The organism is Leptothrix ochracea, assembly GCF_041083635.1.
In the GTDB taxonomy this organism is placed as follows: Bacteria; Pseudomonadota; Gammaproteobacteria; order Burkholderiales; family Burkholderiaceae_C; genus Sphaerotilus; species Sphaerotilus ochraceus.
This window is the reverse complement of record NZ_JBFPHB010000002.1, coordinates 44,727-67,682: the sequence shown is the minus strand read 5'-3', so window position 1 is coordinate 67,682 and position 22,956 is coordinate 44,727. Positions and strand designations below refer to the sequence as shown.

The following is a 22,956-nucleotide window of genomic DNA, read 5'->3' as shown; positions in this document are numbered from 1 at the left end:
GGCCAAGATGGGTCGGGCTAGAGCGGCTTGAGCGGCTGATTAGCCGGGGATTTTTTCGAGGCAATAGCCCAAGCCGCGCACGGTGGCGATGCGGATGGGGCCTTCCTCGATCTTTTTACGCAAGCGGTGGATGTAGACCTCAATGGCGTTGTTGCTGACCTCTTCACCCCATTCACACAGACGTTCAACCAGCTGATCTTTGCTCACCAAGCGCCCAGCGCGTTGCAGCAGGACTTCCAAGAGACTCAGTTCACGAGCGGACAAATCGATCATTTGATCGTTGATGTAGGCCACCCGACCCGTGGCGTCAAAAGTGAGTGGGCCATGCTTGATCAAGCTGCTGGCGGACCCGAGACCCCGACGGGTCAGGGCGCGCACGCGGGCTTCGAGTTCTTGCAGCGAGAACGGTTTGGCCATGTAGTCGTCGGCGCCGAGGTCGAGCCCCTTGACGCGTTGTTCGATGCTGTCGGCGGCTGTCAGGATCAAGACGGGGACGGCTGAGCCGCGCGCCCGCAATTTACGCAGCACCTCAAGGCCGTGCAGTTTGGGCAAACCCAAGTCAAGGATCAGCAGATCGAACTCGTGAGCCGCCAAAGCAGCGTCGGCTTCCGAGCCGTTGCCGACCCGGTCCACAGCGTAGCCAGCGCTGCGCAGGCTTCGCAACAGACCATCGGCCAGAACTTGGTCATCTTCGGCGATCAAAATGCGCATCGCGTTGTCTCCTTATGTTGCATGCACGGTCAAAGCGTAAGCTGTGGATTGTAGGAAGTGCGGATGCTTTCCGTTGTCTTTAGAAAATTTAAGGTGTGTATCGACGCGGCAAACACTGTACAAGCATCCAGTCTTTGCCATAATGCAACGATCATTTCCAGGAGATCCATGATGGAAGCCACCAACCGATCCACCCTCAGCACCGAAAAAGCCAAGGCCTTGCAAGCGGCTCTCAGCCAGATTGAAAAGCAGTTTGGCAAAGGCTCCATCATGCGTTTGGGTGAAGGCGAAGTGGTTGCCGACATTCAAGTGGTATCAACCGGGTCCTTGGGGCTTGATATTGCCCTCGGTGTGGGTGGCTTGCCACGGGGGCGGGTGGTCGAAATCTACGGTCCTGAGTCCTCGGGCAAAACCACGCTGACCTTGCAGGTGGCCGCTGAGATGCAAAAGCTCGGTGGCGTCTGCGCCTTCATCGACGCTGAACACGCGCTCGACGCGCAGTACGCCCAAAAACTGGGTGTCAATCTGCAAGATCTGCTGATCTCGCAGCCTGATACCGGCGAGCAAGCGCTGGAAATCGTCGATGCCTTGGTCCGCTCGGGCTCGGTCGATTTGGTGATCATCGACTCTGTGGCGGCTTTGACCCCTAAGGCCGAACTTGAAGGCGAGATGGGCGATTCGCTGCCGGGTTTGCAAGCGCGTCTCATGAGCCAGGCGCTGCGTAAGCTCACCGCGACCATCAAGAAGACCAACTGCATGGTGGTTTTCATCAATCAGATCCGCATGAAGATCGGCGTGATGTTTGGTAGCCCCGAGACCACCACCGGCGGCAATGCGCTCAAGTTTTACGCCTCGGTGCGTCTTGATATTCGCCGCGTGGGCAGCATCAAAAAAGGCGATGACGTCATCGGTAACGAAACTCGCGTCAAGGTGGTCAAGAACAAGGTGGCCCCGCCCTTCAAGACCGCCGATTTCGACATTCTTTATGGCGAAGGCATCAGCCGCGAGGGCGAAATCATCGACTTGGGCGTGATCGCCAAGGTGGTGGATAAGTCGGGGGCTTGGTACGCCTACAACGGCGAAAAGATCGGCCAAGGCAAGGACAACTCGCGTGAGTTCCTGCGCGAGAACCCGGCTTTGGCGCACGAGATCGAAAACAAGATCCGTGCCTCGCTGGGTGTTTCCGCTTTGCCAGCAGCAGGTGGTGCTGAGGCCGAGTGATGCGTGGCCTTGCGCGGCTGAACTTGGCGCGGCGGTGATGGCCAGCCCAGAGCTTTCTCTCAAGGGGCGTGCCTTGCGTTTGCTGGCCGGGCGGGAGTACTCGCGCCAAGCCTTGCAACGCAAACTCTTGCCGCACGCGCCCAGCGAAGACGCGCTGGAACAAGTGCTTGACGCGTTGACGGCTGCGGGCCTACTCAGTGAGGTCCGTTTCGTCGCTTCGGTGGTGCACCGCCAAGCACCGCGTTTTGGGGTGGCGCGCATCCGGCGCGATTTGCAGACCCAAGGCATTGATGCCGAAGACTGCGCCGAGGCCTTGGCTGATTTACGTCAGACTGAAGCCGTCCGGGCGCAGGCAGTGTGGCAACGCAAGTTTGGCGCTTTGCCCACCGATGCCCGTGAAATGGGCCGACAAGCACGCTTTTTGATGGGGCGAGGGTTCAGTGCTGAGGTGGTGTTTCGTCTGTTGCGCAGCACCGAGACCCTTGGCGTGTCAGATGCTGTGGACGACGAGGTCTGATCAGGTCCCGGCGTTTTGATCGGCGCGTTCGGCTTGCAGTTCGTGGCTCATTTGCTTCAGGCGGCTGTCGATGATGCTCAACTCGATGAAATCCGTGGCGCTCATGTGGGGCAAAGCACGGGCCCATTGTTGGGCCGCGCGCATCTTTTCCGTCGCGCCCCGGTGATCTCCTTCGTGCCAGCGGGCCTCAGCTTGGGCTCGCAGGCTTGACAGCATGAAACCCCGGCGTTCTTCCACTTGGGCCAAGGCCTGCCAAGCGGCTGCATCGGTGGTGTGTTCGGCCAACCAAAGACGCAACTCTTCGCTCAAGGGATTGAGCTGTGCCACGGGCCCTGGGGACACCAACAAGGCTTGGGCTTTCAGGAGCAGGGCTGGACGGCTCTGATCCGGACGCCAAAGGGCCATCGCGGCCTGAGCTTGGGCACCGCGTTGGTTTTCAATCAGGAGTTCAACGTGCAGATAGTCCAAGGCATGACCCACAGCGGCTTGTGCCACGGGATCGCTTTGGACGAGTTGGCGCGCTTGGGCGAGTGCGGTTTCAGCGGCCGCAAATTGGTGCTGTTTCATGGCCGCCATAGCGGCGCTGTAGGCCCGGGTGAGGGCGGCAGGGCCTGTTTCCTGCGCCACGGGTTGTTGCTCGATCAGGCGGTTTTGTTCATCGATGCGGGGGTCCATCAGCGCCTTGGCGCGGCCACGCATCAAGGCATGCAACCACATCGCTGAGGCGCCACCGGAGGTGGCCCCGAGGTGTTCGGTGGGGCCCAACCGGGCTCGAGCTTCGCCGATGCGCTCGGTCGTCAAGGGATGGGAGCGCAGATAGGGATACTGCTGGCTATCCACCAACCGCGAGGCATGCTGCAACTGATCGAACATGGCGGTCATGCCTTCGGGGGCAAAGCCAGCTTGGGTCAGGACACCAAAGCCAATGCGATCGGCCTCGCGTTCCATATCGCGTGAAAAGTTGAGCTGTCCCTGTGCCGCCGCAGCTTGCCCGCCCATGATCATGGCGTTGGCAGCGTTGGGTGAGCGCGTCACGGCCAGCAGTCCGAGAACGATGCTCAAGGCGCCGACCATGGAGCTGGTCTTACCCGCCCCCATCCGGCGCGCGATGTGGCGCTGGGTGACGTGCGAAAGCTCGTGGGCCAAGACCGAGGCCAACTCGTCGCGTGAAGCGGTCATGGCGATCAGACCCAAATGGACGCCGATATGACCGCCCGGTAGGGCGAAGGCGTTGACGCTGCGGTCGCGCACCAAAAAAGGGGTCCAAGCGTAGTGGGCATCCAGCTCAGGGGTGATCTCGCCGCGCGTTCGTGCCGCCATCAGCAAGGGCTGCCAGAGGCTATCGATGTAGTCCAGCAATTGGGGATCTTCGATGACATCGGCGTCGCGGTGCAACGCTTGCATGATCTGTTGGCCCAGTCGCGCTTCGCCGGCAACGCTCAGGTCTTCTGAGGCCGGATCTCCCAAGGCGGGTAGGTCGTTGTGCTGGGCCCAAGCGGTGGGCGTCCAAGCCATCAGCTGCGCACTGCACAGCAGTGCCACCAGCGCTTGGCGTGATGCATGGCGAAGGGTTGATCGACGGCGGTAGGGTGGATGGGCGGCAAACATGCGTCCTATGATGCCCGCTTTCGCAACTTGGATGAGGACCCCCGACGTGTTGACCCATTTTGATGCTCAAGGCCAAGCGCACATGGTCGATGTGGGTGAGAAGGCCCATACCCATCGTGTGGCGGTGGCCACGGGCTCTATCCGCATGCTGCCAGCCACGCTGGCGTTGATCGAGGCCGGTTCGGTCAAAAAGGGCGATGTGCTGGGTATTGCCCGCATCGCCGGCATCCAAGGCGCCAAACGCACAGCTGACTTGGTGCCACTGTGTCACCCCTTGGCGCTGACGCGTGTGGCTTTGGATTGGCGCATCGACGCTGCTGCCAGCACGGTGCATTGCCAAGCCACCGTCGAGACCCGAGGCCCCACCGGGGTGGAGATGGAAGCCCTGACCGCTGTGCAGGTGGCTTTGCTCACGGTCTACGACATGTGCAAGGCCGTGGATCGCGGCATGGTGATCACCGATGTGCAGGTGCAGGCCAAGCGCGGTGGCAAGTCAGGGGACTGGTCGCGAGGCGGCTTGCACCAAGAGATCTTGGGCGCGTAACCCCGGATCGGGGTCGCACTGGAAGGGTCTTGGCCCGCTGGCTGGTTCGGGGGCTTGTAGGCACGGGGCGAAAAACTCGGTCGAGGCCGGGTTATGAAATTCTTTCAGGCGCGCCGCGATGTGACGTGCTTTATCCCGTTCGCCCCGTCCGGCCCATGCTTGGGCGTAAGCCATCATCAGCCGGGTATCGATGAGGTGGAACAGCGGACGCTCAAAGGATGCAAAAACTTCCTCGGGCTGATCGGCCATGGTGACGTCAGCGTAGTCGGCGTGTTGACCAAAGAGCCAGCTGTGTTGGCCTTGCTCGATGCGTTCTTGCAGCGGGGCCACCCGACCGATGGCGAGCGAGGGTTCAAAGATGATGACCACAGCGTGGTAGGCGTAAGTGGCCCAGAGCGTGCCGACCAAGGCCAGTGCCCCCGCCCCTTGCAGTATCCAAGTTTTGCGGGATGTGGTCACTGTTGCCTTGGGTGTCGAACGCGACACGTTCAGGGTTTTGAGGTCGGCCAAGCCCGTGAGCCAGCCCAGCATCACGGCCATGGGCAGCAGGAAGTAGATGTACCAAAGGGGGTACTCCAGCATGCTGTGCACACCCACCAAGGCCAGCATGAACAAGGCGGTGCGGGCTGAGCGGGCGATGGTGTCATCGCTGTGGAACAAGGCTGAGCGAGCTTGCCAAAGCGCGCCCCCCAAAAGACCAAGGATCAACAGGGCCATCGGGATGCCGAACTCCGCCGCCAACTGCAAGGGCAGGTTGTGGCTGTGATCGAAGAAGGCAACGGGGCGATCCGGAAAAGGCGTCATTGTCCAGACGAAATTGAAGGCCCCTGCACCGGTGCCCGCCCATGGGTGGGCGGCGATCATCGCCAAAGTGTTCGACCAGATCTTGCCGCGCGAGCTGCTCGGGTCACCGTGCAGGGTCTTGTTGACCTGATCGTTGCCATAGAACGCATCGCCTGAGATCGCTGCCCAATGTTCCATGCCCCACCAGCCGAGCAAATAGATGGGCAGGGCCGCGATCAGCAGCCAGCGCACTGTGCGCGGCCAGCGGCGGTCGATCAAGCCCCAAAGGCTCAGCATCACCACCCCCACCGTGCCGGTGCGTGAGGCGGTGAGGACGACCGAGAAAAGGGTCAGCACCAGCAAGGCCGCGATCCAGCCGCTGGCCCAGCGTTGCACCACGCCCCACCACAGCAAGGCCACGCTGCCCCACAGCAGCAGCGTTGAGAGCTGATTGGGTTGGCGCACGTTGCCGATGGCACGGCCTGGTGTGGTGGGATAGGCGACGATATTGCCGTCAGCCCAAGAGGGCATGAAAACTTGAACCAAGCCGACGATCACACTGCCCAGCGCTGCGATCATCAGCGCGCGCATCAAGGGAGCGGCCAACAGCTCCTCAAAACCGAGCCGCACGGTACGGGCCGTGCCCCATGTCAACAGTCCGGCCAAAAGCAACGTGGCTGTGGGCACGATCCGTTGGCCCCATGGTGTGGGTGTGGTCAGGGAGAGTTGGGCCAAGATAAGGACGCCCCACATCAGCAAGGCTAAGCGGGTGCTTGAACCCGATGGGCCGGTGTCGATGGCCTCGGGATATCGGTGTGCCATGAGCCAGAGCCAGAGACCAAAGCCCGCAAAACAAAGAGCCTGACTGAGAAAAGTCGAGGTCGGTGGTGCGTTGGGCGCCAGCAAAAAGGGAAGGGCAACGGCCACGAGGGCCGTCCAGCTCAGGGCACTTGGAAGCTTCACCATCGACACAACCATCTCATGCTGAAAAGACAAACGCGGACTGGTTTGCACCAGCCCGCGCCGCAGAGCCTGTGAAAAAGCTACAGGCTTGGGGTTGACGGCATTATCCGATCAGCGGCAGACCGAAGGAAGATACTTGGGCAGCATGGTGCTCTTCGCTTTGCAATCCCAGACGATTGCAGCGGCCGGCACCGCACCACCGGCAAGAGCAGCCCCATTCAAACCAGCTGTCGGCACGAAGACCACAGTGTTCTTTCCGGCCGTCGCACCCGCAGCTGTCTGGTAGGTGATCGTAATTTCACCGTTGGTCGCATTGATTGCCACGGAAGCCACGTTGTTGGTGGCGCCCGGCGGGGTCCAACCCAGATCCAACGTACCTGCGCCATTCATGGCGTTTTCAGCCACGGCGGTCTTGGCACCGGAGGCCAAGCTCAGGCCTTCAGAAACCTTGGCGCGGACGGTGTAGTCCTGATAAGCGGGCAGAGCCACGGCAGCCAAAATACCGATGATGGCCACGACGATCATCAATTCGATGAGGGTAAAACCTTGTTGAACGCGTTTCATGAAGGACTCCTTGAGTGATGGGGGTGCCCAACTTAAAGCACAAGTCGTGCCAGCTTATTCATGCGTTCTCGGGGGCTGTCATCGTCCCCAAAGTGACCATTTGTGCACTTTTTGGGCGATCACAAGGGGGTTGTAGTGACAAAAAGCGTCACATGACTCGATTTATAGGCGGCAAGTGCTGGGTACGTAGGCGTTGTGTTGGGCGGTACTGACTTGGCATGTCCAAGCGATCCCTCCACCTGTTGTGCTGTTGCTGAGATTTTCGCCGCTACCACCCACAAGAGCACCGATGGTGGGTGTGAGAGCAAGGGTGATGCCCTTGGCGGCCGTGTTCATGACCACGGTAATCACACCGTTGGCATCGTTGCACTTCAGATCAGCGACGTTACCGCCTACGCCTAAGGTGGCGCCGGTGCAGTTGCCGCTCGCGAGCGGGGTGCCACCGCCGAGGGTGAAGATGTTTTCCGCCACCGTGACTTTGACGCCAGCGGCCAACCCGAGTCCCTCGGTGACCTTGGCACGCACGGTGTAGTCCTGATAAGCCGGCAGGGCCACGGCCGCCAAGATGCCGATGATGGCGACGACGATCATCAGCTCAATCAGTGTGAATCCGTGGGGAGTGCGGCGCATGCAAGTCTCCGACTGTGGTTTTTATCGAAGCTGCATTGTTTCTAAAAAGTAAATGTTGGGTGGCTTGTCTTAATAAATATCAAGAAGGATGTGTGACATCGTTGGCTCAGAAAAGGCGTGTGTGGCGACAAAAGGACACACCTTGGGCGGCTGACAGTCCGCGGCGAATAAAAAAGGCCCCCTTGCGGGAGCCTTTTTACAGCGTGTTTGAGCGCTTAGAGCGCCCAAGACAGCACGGACAAATTTACATGCCCATGTCCATGCCGCCCATGCCACCCATGCCGCCGCCCGGCATGGCCGGAGCGTCATCCTTGGGGGCTTCAGCGACCATGCACTCGGTGGTCAGCATCAGCGAAGCGACCGAAGCGGCGTTTTGCAGCGCGGTGCGCGTCACCTTGGTCGGGTCCAAGATGCCCATGTCGATCATGTCGCCATAGGTGTCGTTGGCGGCGTTGAAGCCGTAGTTGCCCGAACCGGCCAAGATGGCGTTCACGACCACGCTCGGTTCGCCACCGGCGTTGGCGACGATTTCGCGCAGCGGCGCTTCGATGGCCTTCAGGACCAGCTTGATGCCGGCGTCTTGGTCAGCGTTGTCGCCAGCGATGGCACCAGCAGCTTGACGGGCACGCAGCAGCGCCACGCCACCACCGGCCACGATGCCTTCTTCCACCGCAGCGCGGGTCGCGTGCAGGGCGTCTTCGACACGGGCCTTCTTTTCCTTCATTTCGATCTCGGTGGTCGCGCCCACCTTGATCACGGCCACACCGCCGGCCAGCTTGGCCACGCGTTCTTGCAGCTTTTCACGGTCGTAGTCGCTCGACGCTTCTTCGATCTGAATGCGGATTTGCTTGACGCGCGCTTCGATGATGTCGGCTGTGCCGTGGCCGTCGATGATGGTGGTGTTTTCCTTGCCCACTTCGACGCGCTTGGCTTGACCCAAGTCAGCCAGCGTGACCTTGTCGAGGGCCATGCCGACTTCTTCGGCGATGACCTTGCCGCCGGTCAGGATGGCGATGTCTTCCAGCATGGCCTTGCGGCGATCGCCGAAGCCCGGAGCCTTGACGGCCACGACCTTCAAGATGCCACGGATGGTGTTGACCACCAAGGTGGCCAGCGCTTCGCCGTCCACGTCTTCAGCAATGATCAGCAGCGGGCGGCCAGCCTTGGCCACTTGCTCCAGCGTGGGCAGCAGGTCACGGATGTTGGACACCTTCTTGTCGTACAGCAGCACGAAGGGGTTGTCCAGCAAAGCGGCTTGCTTTTCCGGGTTGTTGATGAAGTAGGGCGACAGGTAACCCCGGTCGAACTGCATGCCTTCGACGACGTCGAGTTCGTTGTTCAGGCTCTTGCCGTCTTCAACGGTGATGACGCCTTCTTTGCCAACCTTGTCCATCGCATTGGCGATGATTTGGCCGACGTCGGCATCGCTGTTGGCGGAAATGGTGCCGACTTGGGCAATTTCCTTCGACGTGGTGGTGGCCTTGGAGGCCTTCTTCAGTTCGATGACCAAAGCGGCGACAGCCTTGTCGATACCGCGCTTCAGGTCCATCGGGTTCATGCCGGCGGCCACGTACTTCATGCCTTCGCGCACGATGGCTTGAGCCAGCACGGTGGCGGTGGTGGTGCCGTCGCCAGCGTTGTCGCTGGTCTTGGAAGCGACTTCCTTGACCATCTGCGCGCCCATGTTCTGAAGCTTGTCCTTCAGTTCGATTTCCTTGGCGACCGACACGCCGTCCTTGGTCACGGTGGGGGCGCCGAACGACCGCTCCAGAACCACGTTACGACCCTTGGGGCCCAGGGTGACCTTGACCGCATTGGCCAAGATGTTCACGCCTTCGACCATGCGGTGACGGGCGTCTGCGCCGAAAATGACGTCTTTAGCTGCCATGTGAATGCTCCGAAATCTTGAAATTGAGGGGTTGAATTACTTGGCGACCACAGCGAAGAGGTCTTCTTCGCGCATCACCAACAGCTCTTCACCATCGACCTTGACTGCTTGGCCGCTGTACTTGCCAAACAGCACGCGATTACCCACAGCCACGTTCAGGGCGACGAATTCGCCCTTGTCATTGCGCTTGCCCGGACCGACCGCCAGCACTTCGCCTTGATCAGGCTTTTCGGCGGCGTTGTCGGGGATGATGATGCCCAAGGCGGTCTTGGTTTCTTGTTCGAGGCGCTTGACGATCACGCGATCATGCAGGGGACGAAGTTTCATGGAACCTCCAAATTCGGGATGGGTATGAACCCGGTTGAGTCGGGTATCGACTAACTCGACTAGCACTCGACACCATCGAGTGCTAACAGACCCAATTATAGGAACGCATCTCGCCTTTTCAAGGGCTGAGGTGATTCGAAGCTTGCAACGGGGTCACAACCGCGCCACACGGATCGAATTTGATGCAAAATAGAACGATCGTTCGTTTTATATCGGAAGACCCGTGGATCCCCTTCATCGACCCAAAGGCCGTCAGACCCGTGCATCGATCTTGGATGCTGCGTTGGGTTTGGCGGCGCATGTCGGTTTAGAAGGGCTATCCATTGGGGTGTTGGCCGAGATCCTCGGCATGAGCAAGTCAGGCGTCTTTGCCCACTTTGGCTCGCGCGAAGCGCTCCAGATCGCGGTGATTCAGACGTATCACCAACGCTTCGAAGCCGAAGTCTTTCGTCCGGCCATGCAACACCCTCGGGGTCTGCCACGCTTGATGGCGCTTTTGGACCATTGGGTGGCGCGGGTTTCGGTCGAAGTCGATGCCGGTTGCCTCTATATCAGTGGTGCCGTCGAGTTCGATGACCGGCCCGGTGCCGTGCGCGAGGCGCTGGTGGATATGGTGCGTGCTTGGCACGCGGCCATGCGCAAGGCCCTTGAGCTGGCTTGCGAGGCGGGCGATCTACGCCCCGACACCGATGTTGATCAAGTGCTTTTTGAGCTGCACGGACTCATCCTTGCGTTGCACCACGACGCACGTTTCCTGCGCAGCAGCCATGCGGTGGAGCGTGCCCGCAGCGGTTTTAAACATGTGTTGCAACGTTATGCCACCCAAACCCTTGTTTGGGCTTGAAGCTTCCCCAGCTGTTCCACGCGTTCCACGACCAAAACCAGGAGACTGTCATGCCCCGTTACGTGCCCCCTTTGCGTGATCTGCAATTCGTTTTGCACGAGTTGCTAGACGTGACCCCCGCTTTGCAAGCGCTCCCCGCACACGCCGATTTGGATGTTGAAACCATCAATGCGGTGTTGGAAGAAGGGGGCAAGTTCGCCGCTGAGGTGGTTTTCCCGCTCAACCAAAGCGGTGACGAGGCGGGTTGTCATTGGGACCGAGAGACGCATGCCGTGACGGCCCCAGCAGGCTTCAAAGCCGCCTACGCCCAGTACGTTGAAGGCGGTTGGCCGGCCTTAGCGGCGCATCCTGAATACGGCGGACAAGGCCTGCCGCACACCGTCAACCAGTGCATCTACGAGATGCTCAACAGCGCCAATCAAGCTTGGACGATGTATCCCGGGCTGTCACACGGTGCGTATGAATGTCTACACGCCCACGGCACGCCCGCGCAAAAAGCGCTCTATCTGCCCAAGCTCACCAGCGGCGAGTGGACCGGCACCATGTGCTTGACCGAGCCGCATTGCGGCACCGATCTGGGCTTGCTGCGGACCAAAGCCGTGCCGTGCGCCGACGAAGGTGCGCCCGCCGGCAGCTATCGCATCACGGGCGAAAAGATCTTTATCTCGGCCGGTGACCACGATCTGGCGGCCAACATCGTGCATTTGGTGTTGGCGCGCTTGCCGGATGCGCCGGCGGGGTCCAAAGGTATTTCACTCTTTGTGGTGCCGAAGTTTTTGACCGATGACACCGCCGCGGCTGCGGGCGGGATCGGTGCCAAGAACGGCATCTTCTGCGGTGGCCTGGAGCACAAGATGGGCATCCATGGCAACGCCACCGCCCGCATGGTGCTGGAAGACGCGCTGGGTACTTTGGTGGGGGAGCCGCACAAGGGTTTGCAGGCGATGTTCGTGATGATGAATGCCGCGCGCCTTGGTGTCGGTTGCCAATCGCTTGGCCTGACCGAAGTGGCCTATCAAAACGCGGTGGCCTACGCCCGCGACCGGCTCCAGATGCGCGCGCTCACCGGCCCGAAAGCACCGGACAAGCCCGCCGACCCGATCATCGTCCACCCCGATGTGCGCAAGATGCTGCTGACGGCCCGCGCTTGGGCCGAAGGCGGGCGGGCGCTGGCGATCCACACGACGCTGATGCTGGACCGCGAGCTGCATCACCCTGACGAGGCGGTGCGCCGCGAAGCCGCCGATGAAGTCGCGCTGCTCACGCCCATCGTCAAGGCGTTTTTGACCGACAACGCTTGGTCGGCCACCTCGGCGTGCATGCAGGTGTATGGCGGGCACGGCTACATCCGCGAGTGGGGCATGGAGCAGTTCGTGCGCGATGCGCGCATCAACATGATCTACGAGGGCACCAACACCATTCAGTCGCTCGATCTGCTCGGGCGCAAGGTGCTGGCGGACAACGGTGCCAAACTCAAGAAATTCGGTCGCAAAGTGGCCGCGTTCATCGAGGCCTACGGGGTGGACGAGTCGATGCAGGAGTTCATCAACCCGCTGGCTGATTTGGGCGACAAGGTCAACAAGCTCACCACCGAATTGGGTTTTCGGGCCTTCCAAAACCCCGATGAAGTGGGGGCCGCGGCGGTCGATTACCTGCGGGTTTGCGGGCACTTGGTCTTTGCCTACTTCTGGGCCCGCATGGCGCAGGTGGCTTTGTCGGCGCAGGCATTAAGCAAGCAAAGCGGTGCGCAAGCCGATCCGTTCTATACCGCCAAACTGGCCACAGCGCGCTTTTACTTTGCCAAACTGTTGCCCGAAACGGCCAGCTTGATCCGCACCGCCCGCAGTGGTGCCAAGCCGCTGATGGCGCTGGATGAAGCCTTGTTCTGAATCCGGTCCAAGATCCGAGCCAAGGAGAGAGACGATGAAAGCCTTTCTGATCGCTGCCCTGCTGGGAGCAGCCACACTGGCCCAAGCCCAAACCGGGATGGTTGCCACGACACCGGCCATAACACCGCTGACCCCGGTGGGGGCGTGGAAAACCATCGACGACGACGGCAAGACCGAGAAGTCGATGGTGCGCATCACCGAACGCGCCGGGGTGCTGACGGGGCATATCGAGCGTTTGCTGGCGCCGGGGGCGAATCGCGAAGCAACCTGCGACTTGTGCAATGACGAGCGCAAAAACATGCCCTTGATGGGCTTGACCATCTTGCGCGATATCCGTCGCAACGCGGATGACCCCACGCTTTGGGAGGGTGGCGACATCCTGGATCCCAAAAACGGCAAAACCTACAAGGTGCGCCTCAGGCCGGTGGACGGCGGGCGCAAACTGGACGTGCGGGGCTACATCGGCATGCCGATGCTGGGCCGGACTCAAACCTGGATTCGAGTGGAGTGATTCCCATGGCTTTCAATGTTCGCAAAGTCGCTGTGCTGGGTGCCGGCGTGATGGGGGCGCAGATTGCGGCCCATCTGGTCAACGTGCGGGTGCCGGTGGTGCTGTTTGATCTGCCCGCCAAGGAGGGGCCGAAAAACGGCATTGCCCTGCGCGCCATCGACAACCTGCGCAAGCTCAAACCTGCGCCGCTGGGGTTGGCGGAGGAGGCGGGGCGCATCGAGCCAGCCAACTACGACGACGATCTGGACCGCTTGGCTGAGTGTGATCTGGTGATCGAAGCGATTGCCGAGCGCATGGACTGGAAGTTGGCGCTCTACGCCAAGGTGGCCGACCACATCGCGCCGCACGCCATCGTGGCCTCCAATACCTCGGGGCTGTCGATCACTCAGCTGGGTGCGGGCTTGCCCGAGGCGCTGCGGGGGCGTTTTTGCGGCATCCACTTCTTCAACCCGCCACGCTACATGAGCTTGGTGGAGTTGATTCCGACGGCGAGCACCGTGCCGAGCATCTTGGATGCCCTGGAAAGCTTTGTCACCCGCACGCTCGGCAAAGGTGTGGTGCGGGCCAAGGACACGCCCAACTTCATCGCCAACCGCGTGGGCGTGGCGGGCATGCTGGCCACGATGATCGAGGCACAGAAGTTCGGTTTGTCCTTCGATGTGGTCGATGATCTGACCGGCAAAAAGCTTGGTCGGGCCAGCTCCGGCACTTTCCGCACCGCTGACGTGGTTGGGCTGGACACGATGGCGCACGTGATCCGCACGCTGCAAGACAACCTCTCGCCCGAGACCGATCCGTTCCACGCCATCTACGCCGTGCCAGCGGTGGTGACGCAGTTGATCGCTGCCGGGGCTTTGGGTCAAAAGAGCGGTGCGGGGTTCTATCGCAAGGTCGGGCGCGAGATCCAGCAGCTCGATGTGAATGACGTCAAGGCTGCCAGCAGCGCCAGCTACGTGGCCTCGGGCGCGCAGGCCGAGCCGATCATCGAGCGCATCTTGAAAAAACCCGCGCCGGAGCGGCTGCTGCTGCTGCGTGAATCGAGCCACCCACAAGCGCAGTTTTTGTGGGCCATCTTGCGCGACGGCTTCCATTACGCCGCGGTTCATCTGGCCGAGATCGCCGACAACGCCCGCGAGATCGACTTCGCCATGCGTTGGGGCTTTGGGTCCAAACAAGGGCCGTTTGAGCTTTGGCAGGAAGCCGGCTGGCAGCAAGTGGCGGGCTGGATCAGCGAAGACATCGCTGCCGGGCGGGCGTTGTGCGCTGCACCGTTGCCCGATTGGGTGTTTGACGGTCGCACTGGGGTGCACAGCCCACAGGGCTCATGGAGCGCGGCACGCCGCACCGAGGTGCAACCTTCCATGCTGCCGGTGTATGCGCGCCAGCTTTTTCCTGAGTCGGTGCTGGGCAGCGGCGCGGCCGAGGCCTTGCGCAGCGGCACGGAGCTGTTTCGCAACGAGGAGGTGCGGGTCTGGACCTTGGATGGCGAGGTGCTGATCGCCAGCATCACCGCCAAGCTGCATCTGATCAGCCCCACCGTGACAGCGGGCTTGTTGCACGCCATCGCGCTGGCTGAGGCCGAGTACGCCGGCTTGGTGATCTGGTCGCCCGACGATGTGTTCTCGGCCGGGGCCAATCTAGAAACGCTGATGCCGGTGTTCATGAAAAGCGGTGGCAAGGGCATCGCGCCTGAACAAAAGAAGTTGCAAGACTTGATGTTGCGTCTGCGTTACGCCAGTGTGCCGACGGTGGCTGCGGTGCGTGGGCTGGCGCTGGGCGGAGGCTGCGAGCTGGCGGTGCATTGCGCCCGGCGCGTGGTGGCGATGGAAAGCTACATGGGCTTGGTCGAGGTCGGCGTGGGGTTGATTCCTGGCGGGGGTGGCTTGACCGACATCGCGCGGCGGGCGGCCGAGGCTTCGGCGGGTGTGCCGGGGCTGGAGGCTTTTACCTTCCTCAAAGAAGGCTTTGCCGCAGCGGCCATGGCCAAGGTCGGCACCAGTGCGCTCGATAGCCGCAAGCTCGGTTACGTGCAAGAAAGCGATGTGATCGTGCCGCACAAGGACGAATTGCTTTTTGTCGCGTTGGGCCAAGTGCAGGCCATGGCGCAGAGCGGCTACCGCGCGCCTTACCGGGGCAGCTTCCCGGTGGTGGGGCGCTCAGGCATCGCCACCATCAAGACCATGCTGGTGGGCATGCGCGACGGCGGCTTCATCAGCGCGCACGACTTCCACATCGGTTGCGCCATTGCGGACGTGGTTTGTGGCGGTGAAGTCGATGCCGGCACGCTGGTGACCGAGGCGTATTTGATGGCGCTGGAGCGCAAGCACTTCTGTGCCCTGTTGGATCACCCGAAGACCCAAGAACGCATCATGGGCATGCTCTCCACCGGCAAGCCGGTGCGCAACTAAACGGATCCGGACCCCCTTGAAGGCAGCAACATGAGCACCAAGCAAATCCAAGAGGCCTACATCGTGGCCGCCACCCGCACCCCCATCGGCCGCTCGGTGCGGGGCTTTTTTCGCAACACCCGCCCCGAAGAGTTGCTGATGGCGGCGATACGCGGCGCCTTGGCCCAAGTGCCGGGGCTTGATCCGGCCGTCATCGAAGACGCGGTGGTCGGCTGCGCCATGCCTGAGGGCGAGCAGGGCTTCAACATCGCCCGCATCGGCGCGCTGCTGGCCGGCTTGCCGCACAGCGTGGGCGGGGTGACGGTGAACCGTTTTTGTGCCTCGGGCCTGACATCCATCCAGATGGCCGCGGATCGCATCCGCGTGGGTGAGGCCGACGTGATGATCGCTGGCGGGGTCGAGAGCATGAGCATGGTGCCCATGAGCGGCAACAAGCCGTCGTTCAGCCCGGCGATCTTCGAGCGCGACGAGAACATCGGCATCGCCTACGGCATGGGCCTGACCGCTGAAAAAGTGGCCCAGCAGTGGAAGGTCAGCCGCGAACGCCAAGACGCTTTTGCCTTGGCGTCGCATGAGAAAGCCCTCAAGGCGCAGCAAGCGGGCGAATTCAAGGATGAGATCACGCCGTTTGACGTGCTGGAGCGCAGTCCCGATCTGCTGACGGGTGAGCTGAACCTGCGCCGGCGCACGGTCAGCCTCGACGAAGGCCCACGCGCCGACACCAGCTTGGCGGGCTTGGCCAAGCTCAAGCCGGTGTTTGCGGCCAAGGGATCGGTAACAGCGGGTAACAGCTCCCAGACCAGTGACGGCGCGGGTTGCCTGATTCTGGTGAGCGAAAAAGCGCTGCGGCAGTTCAATCTGCAACCCTTGGCGCGCTTTGTCAGCTTTGCCAGCCGAGGCGTGCCGCCACAGATCATGGGCATCGGCCCCATCGAGGCGATTCCGGTGGCGCTGCGGCAGGCGGGGCTCGCTCTGGACGATCTCGATTGGATCGAGCTCAACGAAGCCTTTGCGGCGCAGTCCTTGGCGGTGATCGATACCGTGGGATTGAACCCCGCCAAAGTCAACCCGATGGGCGGGGCGATTGCCTTGGGACACCCCTTGGGGGCGACGGGGGCCATTCGAGCTGCGACGGTGATTCACGCCTTGCGGCGTCACCAGTTGCGTCACGGTCTTGTTACAATGTGTGTCGGAACAGGACAGGGAGCAGCTGGTATCTTCGAACGTCTCTGAAACGCAACATTAAAAAGGCCCCCCGTGACCATCAAGACAGCTTATTTGAACGGTGTGGCCACCTTAGAAATCGCCCGGCCCGAGAAGAAAAACGCCCTGACCTTGGCGATGTACGACGCCTTGGCTCAAGGGTTGGCGGCCGCCCAAGCGAACGACGCCGTGCGTGCGATTCTGATCACGGGGCAGCCCGGCATCTTCACCTCGGGCAACGATCTCGAAGACTTCATGGCTCGCCCCCCCCAAGGGCCCGAGTCGCCGGTGTACCGCTTCATGCAAGCGCTGATCGAGACCGACAAGCCGGTGATCGCTGCGGTCACGGGGGCGGCCATCGGCATCGGTACCACCCTGCTTTTGCATTGCGATTTCGTCTACGCCAGCGACGAAGCACGGCTGGCCCTGCCGTTTGTCTCGCTCGGTTTGGTGCCCGAGTTCGCTTCAAGCTTGCTCTTGGCGCAGCGCATCGGGGCTGGGCGAGCGGCTGAAAAGCTCCTGCTGGGTGACCCGTTCTCGGCGCCCGAAGCCCAAGAGCTGGGTTTGGTGAATGCGGTGTTGTCGCCCAACGAGGTGGTGCTGCACGCGCGCCGTGTGGCTGAGCGCTTCAACGCTTTGCCTTTGGCGGCTGTGCAAGCCAGCAAACGCCTGATGCGTGCGCCGCAGCGCCAAGCGGTGCAAGCCGCGTTGGCCGAAGAAGGGCGGGTCTTTGCGGAGCGTCTGCGCAGTCCCGAAGCACGGGAAGCTTTTCAAGCTTTTTTTGAGAAGCGTGCCCCCAACTTCTCGCACCTCGGTTAAGCGGTCAGAGACCCAAGATGGACCCCATCCCGATGCTTCCTCCTGAGGCTGCGGAGCCCCCCAACGCCGTGGTACACGCCACCGCGCGAGCGGTGCTGGCCCCGTTGCTGATGTGGCAAGCCGCTCAGGTGCGCCGACAAACACCGCGTTTGCCCGAGGCCGAAGGCGACCGCATTGGGGTGGCTGGGTCCGGCCCCGTGCAGCTGCGTTTGTTGGTGGTGGGGGATTCGACCGCTGCCGGCGTGGGCGTCGATCAGCAGTGTGATGCTTTGGCGGCGCTTTTGGCGCGTGAGTTGGTGCCCTACATGGGCGGAGCGGTGGCGTGGCAGTTGGTGGCTCGCACGGGCTTGTCGGCGCGTGGCACCCTGGCCTTGATGGCCGCGTCCAAATTGCAGCCCGCAGATGTGATGATCACCGCCCTCGGGATCAACGATGCTTTGGAGCAAGTCAGTCCGAGCCAGTGGTTGCGCTATTTGAACGCGATTCATCACCATGCCCGGGGGCGCGCTGGGGTGCGTCATACGGTGCATTGCGCACCGCCTCGGCTCGATTTACTGCCCTTCATGCCCTCGGCCATGCGTTGGGTGGTGGGCGGGGCGGCGGGTCTGCTTGATGAGGCCTTGCAAGATCATGTGCGCGGCGCGCGGCGTCGCAGCCGTTTTGTATTGCCTTTCGATCCACAGAAAGAAAACCTGTCCCAGTGGTTGGCTGCGGATGGTTTTCACCCCAACAAAGCCTTGTATGCACACTGGGCGGTGGCCTTGGCCGCGCATGTTCACGCCATGGTGACGCATGTGCCTGAGGCCCATGCAACGCGCCCAAGCGGATTCAGTGCTTTCGATACCTTGCGTTAATTGCGTCAAAGCATGCCCAAGTGTTGTTGTCGGCTTATCCGGCGTTCGGTCAAGCTGCAATCTTTCTGGCCCCAAGGTAGGATCAGTCCAAGGCCCCCCGTGGCTCGGCTTATCTTGCAAGGAGACAGACATGGCTTGGAAGCGCGTTGAGAATTACTGGCTCGGCTACAGCGTCGAGAAGAACCAGTTTTACCTGTACTACAAACTCTTCGATGACAAGCAGGTTCATCAGCTCTACCCTGGGCCTCAGGAGTTTTTAGCTTTGGCCGATATGTTCCGCAACGAGGAACACATCAACTACAACACCGAGGGGCGTTACTTCATCGCGGGAGCGGAACTGAACGAGCAGGTGGAACCCGGTCACTAAACGCTGTATTCACGCTGAGTTCGATCGGTATGATCAAAAGCCTGTGCTGCTTGCACGGGCTTTTTGGTTTTTGGAGCGAGTTGATGCTGAAGATGCAGTCCAGAAGAGCGCTGTTGCGGGGCCTGGGAGCCGTGGGCGTTGGGGCCTTGGGGTTGACCGATGGCTGGGCGCAGCCGGGGCGGGCCATGTCGCCACTCAAGGTCGGGTTTGTCTATCCGACCTTGATCAACAGTGCGGGGGCGACGTATCAGCATGATCAGGGCCGGCTCATCATGGAGCGCAATCTGGGTGATGCGGCGGTGCAGACCACGCACCTCGACAACATCGCTGAAGGGGTGACTGCCGAAAACGCCTTGCGTGATCTGGCCCGCCAAGGCCATCAGCTGATCTTTGCCACCAGTCCGGGCTATGTGGAGGCCACACTCAAGGTGGCGCGGGAGTTCCCAGCCGTCGCTTTCGAGCAATTCGGCGGGCCGTTCAAGTTGATCCCCAATGTCAGCAGCTACAACGCTCGACTGTACGAAGGCCGCTTTGTGGCCGGGGTGCTGGCCGGGCAAATGAGCAAGAGCGGGCGGATCGGGTATGTGGCGTCCTTGCCGCAGCCGGAGGTGATTCAGGGGATCAATGCGTTCACGCTGGGTTTTCGGCTGAGTCAGCCTCAAGGGCAGGTGCTGGTGCGCTGGACCAACGTGACCATGGACGCGGCCAAGGAGCGCGCTGCCGCCCAAGCTTTGCTGGATCAAGGCGTTGATATCTTGACCCTCCATGCGGGGACCACCGCGATGGCCGAGTTGGCCGAAGCCAAGGGCGTGCGCTTCATCAGCTATCACAGCGACATGCGTCATATCGCGCCTTCGATGCAACTCGGGGGGGTGATGCACCACTGGGGCAACTACTACACCGAGCAAGCCAAGGCGGTGCAAGCGGGTCGGTGGAAGTCGCAGGCGTTTTTTGGCGGTATCCGTGCTGGCGCGGTGCGCATGCTGCCGCTGTCGCCCGCCGTGCCACCCGAAGTGCAGCGCGTGGTGAAAGAGCGTGAGCGCTTCATTGCTGCCGGCAGTTTGCAACCGTTTGCCGGGCGCATCCTTGATCAAGACGGCAAGGTTCGCCAAGCCAGCGGGACGATGAAAGACGCTGATCTGCTCAAGATGGACTACTGGGTCCAAGGTGTCCAAGGTCCGCTCCCCCGCTGAACCTTGGCAACCCTGGGACCTGTTGGTCGTTGGGGGCGGCATCAATGGGGCGGGCATCGCCCGTGATGCTGCTGGCCGGGGCTGGCGGGTCTTGCTGGTTGAGCAAGACGACTTGGCGGCACACACCTCGTCCGCCTCGACCAAGCTGATCCATGGCGGCCTGCGTTACCTTGAGCATGGCGACTTTGGTTTGGTGCGCAAGGCGCTGGCCGAGCGCGAGCGCCTCTTGGCCAGTGCCCCGCATCTGATCCGGCCGCTGCGCTTGGTGATTCCCCACGACCCGGCGATGCGCCCGGCTTGGATGATCCGTCTGGGGCTTTGGTTTTACGACCATCTGGCACGGCGTGGGGCGCTGCCCCCTTGCCGTGGGCTGAATCTGCGCTTGGATGCTTTGGGCGGCATCCTGCGGCCCGAGCTGATCCGGGGCTTTGAGTATTCGGACGGCTGGACTGACGACGCCCGCCTCGTCTTGGCGGTGGCCATGGATGCGCGTGAGCGCGGCGCGGAGGTCCGCACGCGGGTGCGTTGCACCGCAGCAAGGCGGCGGCCCAGTGGGGCACTCGGCTGGGCGGTCGAGTTGCGTGATGCGGATGGGGATGTCCACACCGAGCAGGCCCGTGTCTTGGTCAATGCAGCGGGGCCTTGGGCGGCCGATTTTCTCGCGGGCCCGCTCAGCAAACCACCGTCACAGCGACTCCGGCGCGTGCGTGGCAGCCACATCGTGATTCGTCGGCGCATGCCCGACGCTCGCGCTTTGTTGCTGCAAGCTGCCGAGGGTCGGGTGCTGTTCATGATCCCCTACGAGGGCGATTTCACCTTGATCGGCACCACCGAAGTCGAGGTGACTGAGGCCCTTCGTCACGAAGTGGCCAGCGCCGAAGAGATCGCTTATCTCTGTGCCCAAACGGCCGTGTGGCTGCGTGAGCCGGTGCGACCTGAAGAGGTGGTTTGGCATTACGCCGGTGTGCGGCCGCTGCTGGATGATGGCGAAGCGGGTGGGGCCAGCGCGTTGACGCGCGATTACCGGCTGGATCTGAGCGCCCCAGACGGTGCACCCTTGCTCACCGTCTGGGGCGGCAAGCTCACGACCTTTCGCTGTTTGGCCGAGGAGGCGGTGGACAAGCTCGGACCTGTGCTGGGCGACCCTCGTCCGGCTTGGACCGCGCGCGCCAAGCTCCTAGGGGCCGAAACCGAGAGGGATGCTGCCATCGCGCCGTGGTTGCCCCCAGCACTGAGGCAGCGGCTCGCCAGCACCTACGGCAGCCGCTTGGCAACGCTGTTGGGCTCAGCGAGTGGTCTCGAAGACTTGGGCGTGGAAGTCGCTCCCGGGTTGTTTGAGCGCGAATTGCACTACCTGATGCAAGAAACTTGGGCTCGGTGCGCCGAGGATGTACTCTGGCGGCGCACCAAGCTGGGACTGCACTTGTCCGCTCCAGAGCGCGAGCAAGTCGCGCTCTGGTTTCAGCGGTTTTCCTCGTGACGATGCTTGCGTTCTTCTTTGGGGGCTTCTTGGGCGGCGGGTTGGGCCGCAGGGGTGGCGGGTGTGGCTGCGGGTGCTTGCATCACCGGGCGTGCGGGGGAAGGGCCTTGGATGGCGGGTAATGCCGGGGCTAAAGGTGCTGCAGGTGCCATCACTGGGCGTGCCGGTTGAACGACTTGAGTCGGTTGAGCCTGCTGGATCGGCAAAGCGGGCTGAATTTGTGGCACATCGCGCGTGGGGTGCTCTTGCCGAAGGGGTATCGGCGGCCGTTGCGGGGCCACCACGGCCGGGGGATCCATGGCGGCCGGGGCTTGCAGACCCGGCGCGAGTCGGATGCCGTCAGCACGGATGTCATGGTTGCTTGGGCGATCATGGCGTCGATCGTCACGGCCCTGCTCACGGCCGGCTTCCCGAGGGTCGATCGGTTGGGGGTTGGCCGTGATGATGGGCTGTGCCGTCGGCCCGATGCGCGTCGGGGCGAGGATCCGAGGCTCTTCCTGCCGAGGTTGATGCGGATAGCGGCGTTCGCCCTGCTGGGTTCGCTGCGGCAGGATGACGGTTTGATAGCGTTCGTTGGGTCGCAACGGGGTCCAGAAATAACCTGGGGCGAATTCCGCCTGCCGCGCGTAACGATAACTGCTTGGAGGGGGTTCTTGGGACCAAGTCACCATGGCCGGAGCGTAGAACACCGGGCGTGTGACGTCATCCGGCAGCCAGCCCCAGCGACCGTGGTCTTCGATCCATCGACCGTAATGCGATGTGGCAAACCCCCATGGGGCGGCATCAATCCACGTCCAGCCCCACGGTGAGACCCAAGCCCAGCGTCCTTGGCTGTAGGGCGCCCAAGCCGCGCTCACGCGATCAGGGAACCATGCCATGCCCCATTCACGGGTGGGTTTCCAGCGGCCGTAGCGCTCAAGGTCTTCAAAACCGGTGGTGTCGGAGGAGACAAAGCGAGGTGGGCCGGGGAGATCGTCTTGCATGGCCCAGCGGGCGAAGGCATCTTGGCGCGGACTGACGCGACGCCAGTCGCCATCGGACTGCCATTGCACGGTTTGGCCGGCGCGAAGGGTGAGTGAGCTATCGGGTTGTTCCAAAGTCACTGAACCCGTCTCGACGCTGATGATCGGGTCTTGCCCCGGATCCCAATCCACCCGGAAGAGTCCCCGACCTTTCGGGCGAATACGTGAGCTGTCCACGCGAATCTCCATCTCCCGGGCATCGTCGCTTTCGGGCATCAGCACAGCCACGGTGCCGTGGCGTAGGTCGATGCGGACATCGTGGCGATCCAGCTCCAAGATACGCAGCTCTGTGCGGGCATCCAAGCGTAAACGCACCGGGCCGACACTGATTTCAGCGGACGATCCATCTTCGGTGACCAGACTTTGTCCCCGCGTGATGGGCCAGTTGAGGGGTTGGGCGATCGCTTCGGCGTCGGGGTAACCGGGCTCGGGCGGCAGATAAAGCGTGGCCTCACCTTGGACACGAGCCACCCGTCCGACGCGCGAAGGGGCGTCTTGCGGATCCGCAACGGCGGCCATGCCTAGGCCGAGCCCAAGAACCAAAGCGCCGACCGCGAACCAGCGCTTGGTGGGCTGAGCGGCGGGCGAGAGCGGGGGCAAAACCATGACA

At 62.0% G+C, this 22,956-nt stretch carries 21 protein-coding genes; 13 read left to right on the top strand and 8 right to left on the bottom strand.

Going from position 1 to position 22,956, the window contains the following annotated elements; genetic code table 11:
* Nucleotides 1-39: 39 nt before the first annotated feature.
* Nucleotides 40-711: a response regulator gene (locus AB3X39_RS00355; RefSeq protein WP_369415358.1), complete on the bottom strand. Its 672-nt coding sequence runs from the start codon at nt 709-711 to the stop codon at nt 40-42.
* A 171-nt stretch (nt 712-882) separates the two neighbouring features.
* Here AB3X39_RS00355 and recA point away from each other — a divergent pair, with 171 nt between their 5' ends.
* Both recA and recX read left to right on the top strand, forming a co-directional pair.
* Nucleotides 883-1,932 carry a recombinase RecA gene (recA, locus tag AB3X39_RS00350; protein WP_369415357.1) on the top strand — a complete coding sequence of 350 codons (1,050 nt, stop codon included), beginning with the start codon at nt 883-885 and terminating at the stop codon, nt 1,930-1,932.
* Nucleotides 1,916-2,449, top strand: coding sequence for a recombination regulator RecX (gene recX / locus AB3X39_RS00345; protein ID WP_369415356.1), 534 nt, complete (start codon nt 1,916-1,918; stop codon nt 2,447-2,449). The genes recA and recX overlap by 17 nt, the downstream gene beginning before the upstream one ends.
* On the opposite strand, the gene AB3X39_RS00340 is transcribed toward recX, so the two are convergent.
* Nucleotides 2,450-4,057 carry a M48 family metalloprotease gene (locus AB3X39_RS00340; protein WP_369415355.1) on the bottom strand — a complete coding sequence of 536 codons (1,608 nt, stop codon included), beginning with the start codon at nt 4,055-4,057 and terminating at the stop codon, nt 2,450-2,452.
* A gap of 31 nt (nt 4,058-4,088) precedes the next feature.
* On the opposite strand from AB3X39_RS00340, the gene moaC reads away from it, so the two are divergent.
* Complete coding sequence (gene moaC / locus AB3X39_RS00335) at nt 4,089-4,601, top strand: cyclic pyranopterin monophosphate synthase MoaC (RefSeq protein ID WP_369415354.1); 513 nt, start codon at nt 4,089-4,091, stop codon at nt 4,599-4,601.
* On the opposite strand, the gene AB3X39_RS00330 is transcribed toward moaC, so the two are convergent.
* The 5 genes from AB3X39_RS00330 to AB3X39_RS00310 all read right to left on the bottom strand — a co-directional run bounded on the left by AB3X39_RS00330 (nt 4,551) and on the right by AB3X39_RS00310 (nt 9,756).
* Nucleotides 4,551-6,206 carry a PglL family O-oligosaccharyltransferase gene (locus AB3X39_RS00330; protein ID WP_369415353.1) on the bottom strand — a complete coding sequence of 552 codons (1,656 nt, stop codon included), beginning with the start codon at nt 6,204-6,206 and terminating at the stop codon, nt 4,551-4,553. The two genes, moaC and AB3X39_RS00330, sit on opposite strands and share 51 nt — an antisense overlap.
* Nucleotides 6,207-6,458: 252 nt before the next feature.
* On the bottom strand, nt 6,459-6,911 hold the full coding sequence (locus AB3X39_RS00325; protein WP_369415352.1) for a pilin: 453 nt from the start codon (nt 6,909-6,911) through the stop codon (nt 6,459-6,461).
* A 162-nt stretch (nt 6,912-7,073) separates the two neighbouring features.
* Nucleotides 7,074-7,541, bottom strand: coding sequence for a pilin (locus tag AB3X39_RS00320; protein ID WP_369415351.1), 468 nt, complete (start codon nt 7,539-7,541; stop codon nt 7,074-7,076).
* 244 nt (nt 7,542-7,785) lie between these two features.
* Nucleotides 7,786-9,429, bottom strand: a complete 1,644-nt coding sequence (gene groL / locus AB3X39_RS00315; protein ID WP_369415350.1) for a chaperonin GroEL — start codon at nt 9,427-9,429, stop codon at nt 7,786-7,788.
* A 36-nt stretch (nt 9,430-9,465) separates the two neighbouring features.
* The gene (locus tag AB3X39_RS00310; protein WP_369415349.1) at nt 9,466-9,756 is read right to left on the bottom strand and encodes a co-chaperone GroES; all 291 of its coding nucleotides are present in this window, start codon (nt 9,754-9,756) and stop codon (nt 9,466-9,468) included.
* Nucleotides 9,757-9,979: 223 nt separating this feature from the next.
* On the opposite strand from AB3X39_RS00310, the gene AB3X39_RS00305 reads away from it, so the two are divergent.
* From AB3X39_RS00305 to glpD, 10 genes are all read left to right on the top strand, one after another.
* Nucleotides 9,980-10,600, top strand: a complete 621-nt coding sequence (locus AB3X39_RS00305; RefSeq protein WP_369415348.1) for a TetR/AcrR family transcriptional regulator — start codon at nt 9,980-9,982, stop codon at nt 10,598-10,600.
* Nucleotides 10,601-10,650: 50 nt separating this feature from the next.
* A complete protein-coding gene (locus AB3X39_RS00300) occupies nt 10,651-12,489 on the top strand; it encodes an acyl-CoA dehydrogenase C-terminal domain-containing protein (RefSeq protein ID WP_369415347.1) in 1,839 nt (612 codons plus the stop codon).
* 34 nt (nt 12,490-12,523) lie between these two features.
* On the top strand, nt 12,524-13,000 hold the full coding sequence (locus AB3X39_RS00295) for a DUF2147 domain-containing protein (protein WP_369415346.1): 477 nt from the start codon (nt 12,524-12,526) through the stop codon (nt 12,998-13,000).
* 5 nt (nt 13,001-13,005) lie between these two features.
* Nucleotides 13,006-15,408 (top strand): 3-hydroxyacyl-CoA dehydrogenase/enoyl-CoA hydratase family protein, encoded by a 2,403-nt coding sequence (locus tag AB3X39_RS00290; RefSeq protein WP_369415345.1) that lies wholly within the window; start codon nt 13,006-13,008, stop codon nt 15,406-15,408.
* A gap of 30 nt (nt 15,409-15,438) precedes the next feature.
* Nucleotides 15,439-16,641, top strand: a complete 1,203-nt coding sequence (locus tag AB3X39_RS00285; RefSeq protein WP_369415344.1) for an acetyl-CoA C-acyltransferase — start codon at nt 15,439-15,441, stop codon at nt 16,639-16,641.
* A gap of 24 nt (nt 16,642-16,665) precedes the next feature.
* On the top strand, nt 16,666-17,430 hold the full coding sequence (locus AB3X39_RS00280; protein WP_369415343.1) for an enoyl-CoA hydratase: 765 nt from the start codon (nt 16,666-16,668) through the stop codon (nt 17,428-17,430).
* Between the two features lie 17 nt (nt 17,431-17,447).
* Nucleotides 17,448-18,284, top strand: a complete 837-nt coding sequence (locus AB3X39_RS00275; protein ID WP_369415342.1) for an SGNH/GDSL hydrolase family protein — start codon at nt 17,448-17,450, stop codon at nt 18,282-18,284.
* Nucleotides 18,285-18,414: 130 nt separating this feature from the next.
* Nucleotides 18,415-18,651 (top strand): hypothetical protein, encoded by a 237-nt coding sequence (locus tag AB3X39_RS00270; protein WP_369415341.1) that lies wholly within the window; start codon nt 18,415-18,417, stop codon nt 18,649-18,651.
* 83 nt (nt 18,652-18,734) lie between these two features.
* Entirely contained in the window at nt 18,735-19,844 is a 1,110-nt protein-coding gene (locus AB3X39_RS00265) for a BMP family ABC transporter substrate-binding protein (RefSeq protein ID WP_369415340.1), read from the top strand.
* Nucleotides 19,819-21,324 carry a glycerol-3-phosphate dehydrogenase gene (gene glpD, locus AB3X39_RS00260; protein ID WP_369415339.1) on the top strand — a complete coding sequence of 502 codons (1,506 nt, stop codon included), beginning with the start codon at nt 19,819-19,821 and terminating at the stop codon, nt 21,322-21,324. The genes AB3X39_RS00265 and glpD overlap by 26 nt, the downstream gene beginning before the upstream one ends.
* Here glpD and AB3X39_RS00255 read toward each other — a convergent pair.
* Nucleotides 21,306-22,952, bottom strand: coding sequence for a DUF6600 domain-containing protein (locus tag AB3X39_RS00255; protein WP_369415338.1), 1,647 nt, complete (start codon nt 22,950-22,952; stop codon nt 21,306-21,308). The two genes, glpD and AB3X39_RS00255, sit on opposite strands and share 19 nt — an antisense overlap.
* Between the last annotated feature and the right edge of the window lie 4 nt (nt 22,953-22,956).

Coding starts and splice junctions, on each gene's coding strand:
- AB3X39_RS00355 (WP_369415358.1), bottom strand. CDS start 711: ATGCGCATTTTGATCGCCGAAGATGACCAAGTTCTGGCCGATGGTCTG.
- recA (WP_369415357.1), top strand. CDS start 883: ATGGAAGCCACCAACCGATCCACCCTCAGCACCGAAAAAGCCAAGGCC.
- AB3X39_RS00340 (WP_369415355.1), bottom strand. CDS start 4,057: ATGTTTGCCGCCCATCCACCCTACCGCCGTCGATCAACCCTTCGCCAT.
- moaC (WP_369415354.1), top strand. CDS start 4,089: ATGAGGACCCCCGACGTGTTGACCCATTTTGATGCTCAAGGCCAAGCG.
- AB3X39_RS00330 (WP_369415353.1), bottom strand. CDS start 6,206: ATGGCACACCGATATCCCGAGGCCATCGACACCGGCCCATCGGGTTCA.
- AB3X39_RS00325 (WP_369415352.1), bottom strand. CDS start 6,911: ATGAAACGCGTTCAACAAGGTTTTACCCTCATCGAATTGATGATCGTC.
- AB3X39_RS00320 (WP_369415351.1), bottom strand. CDS start 7,541: ATGCGCCGCACTCCCCACGGATTCACACTGATTGAGCTGATGATCGTC.
- groL (WP_369415350.1), bottom strand. CDS start 9,429: ATGGCAGCTAAAGACGTCATTTTCGGCGCAGACGCCCGTCACCGCATG.
- AB3X39_RS00310 (WP_369415349.1), bottom strand. CDS start 9,756: ATGAAACTTCGTCCCCTGCATGATCGCGTGATCGTCAAGCGCCTCGAA.
- AB3X39_RS00300 (WP_369415347.1), top strand. CDS start 10,651: ATGCCCCGTTACGTGCCCCCTTTGCGTGATCTGCAATTCGTTTTGCAC.
- AB3X39_RS00295 (WP_369415346.1), top strand. CDS start 12,524: ATGAAAGCCTTTCTGATCGCTGCCCTGCTGGGAGCAGCCACACTGGCC.
- AB3X39_RS00290 (WP_369415345.1), top strand. CDS start 13,006: ATGGCTTTCAATGTTCGCAAAGTCGCTGTGCTGGGTGCCGGCGTGATG.
- AB3X39_RS00285 (WP_369415344.1), top strand. CDS start 15,439: ATGAGCACCAAGCAAATCCAAGAGGCCTACATCGTGGCCGCCACCCGC.
- AB3X39_RS00275 (WP_369415342.1), top strand. CDS start 17,448: ATGGACCCCATCCCGATGCTTCCTCCTGAGGCTGCGGAGCCCCCCAAC.
- AB3X39_RS00270 (WP_369415341.1), top strand. CDS start 18,415: ATGGCTTGGAAGCGCGTTGAGAATTACTGGCTCGGCTACAGCGTCGAG.
- AB3X39_RS00265 (WP_369415340.1), top strand. CDS start 18,735: ATGCTGAAGATGCAGTCCAGAAGAGCGCTGTTGCGGGGCCTGGGAGCC.
- AB3X39_RS00255 (WP_369415338.1), bottom strand. CDS start 22,952: ATGGTTTTGCCCCCGCTCTCGCCCGCCGCTCAGCCCACCAAGCGCTGG.